General features: G+C 65.8%; 3 protein-coding genes. All 3 read right to left on the bottom strand.

The window, feature by feature from the left end:
• Window positions 1-181: hypothetical protein (locus tag BLR49_RS12915; RefSeq protein ID WP_143013785.1), on the bottom strand; the 181-nt coding region annotated here is incomplete at its 3' end.
• Between the two features lie 116 nt (window positions 182-297).
• Window positions 298-420: a hypothetical protein gene (locus BLR49_RS13950; RefSeq protein WP_245690741.1), complete on the bottom strand. Its 123-nt coding sequence runs from the start codon at window positions 418-420 to the stop codon at window positions 298-300.
• 188 nt (window positions 421-608) lie between these two features.
• Window positions 609-1190 carry a hypothetical protein gene (locus BLR49_RS12910; RefSeq protein WP_143013783.1) on the bottom strand — a complete coding sequence of 194 codons (582 nt, stop codon included), beginning with the start codon at window positions 1188-1190 and terminating at the stop codon, window positions 609-611.
• Window positions 1191-1279: the final 89 nt, after the last annotated feature.

Genomic DNA, 1279 nt, shown 5'->3' with positions numbered 1-1279 from the left:
TGAGCGCGATCTGCTCCATCGCCTCACTGCTCAGCCGCTCCGGGTGAGCGGCCCACGCCGGGGGAGTGGCCGGGGGCTCGCACCGGAACCGGGCGGTGGCACGCTCGTAGATGGCGGTTACGGCCCGCTTCACGGCCCGGAAGCGCCGCTCGGTGGCGGCCTCCAGCTCCCGCAAGTCCATCCCCGCCGGGTCAATCCTCGGCGGCAACAACTGCACAACCGCGTCAAGGTCGGGTACAGTTGAGCTTGCGTGTTGGGTGGCCGCTTCCTGAAGGGGGCGGCCATTCTCATGCTTACTCACCGGGCATCCGCCTCCCCCAGGACGGCGGGCAGGTCCAGGCCCAGCCGCGCGAACTCAGATACGGGGATGCGCACCGCGCGGCCAATATGCACGCCGCGCACCTCACCGCGAAGGATCATGTTCCTCACGGTCGAGGTAGACAGGTCGGTAGCGGCCGCGAACGCCGCCACGGAAATGTTGCCCGTACGGGCGGAAATCGGAGTCTTCGCCTTCGCAGACAAGAGAAAACCTCTCATCGAATAGAGTCCACCTAAGGGACGCTCCGATGAGAGGTCATGTGGGCGAGGCCCGGATGGGCCTCACGGATTCACGATAGACCCCTATCCGCCTTGCCTGCAACTCCAAGGTGCGTTATCGCACGGGCAAGCGCAGAAACGGTGATGATCCTCTGGTTGCCTGCAATCCACTTATCCAGGAACTCGACGATCTTCGGATCATCCAAGCGCAACTCGACGTGCGACCCGGCATGTCTCAGACACCGAACGTCCAGTCGAGGGCGAGGCGACTCAAACCCTCCCGGAAGGACGACGATGCCGGTTTCCTCGACACTCTTCGCGGCGGCCTGCCTCTCCTCGGGCGTGAGGGCAGCCACGGACGCTTTGGCAGCCTCGGCGACGGGCTGCCAATAGTTGGGGTCCTCCTCCGACGGCCAGAGCCATTGCGCGCGGTGCGGGACTACGTGCCAGTCCCCGACGGCGCCGGGTCCGTCTGCGAGCTGGACCCATCCGTCGTTGAGGCGCACCAGCTCCGCCAGCCACTTATCGGTGGCGGAATGGCTCGGATCGTCGCAGCAAATGAGTAGCCTCTTCGCGGCTTCGGCGTTCGTCGTCTCGTTCATCCCTGAATCCTTCCTGCCGTGCGCTTCCTTCGAATGCTCACGTGCGCTCATGCCTGCCTCCTTGCTCGTTCCTGTTCCAGGTCCACCACTCCGGCCCGCCCGCGCCACGTCGGGGCGTCCGGGTCCAGGCGGGCCGCCAT

The sequence above is a fragment of the Actinomyces ruminicola genome (assembly GCF_900103885.1).
Classification (GTDB): Bacteria; Actinomycetota; Actinomycetes; order Actinomycetales; family Actinomycetaceae; genus Actinomyces; species Actinomyces ruminicola.
Note: the sequence above shows the minus strand (reverse complement) of the source record. Positions and strands in the feature narration are given on the sequence as shown.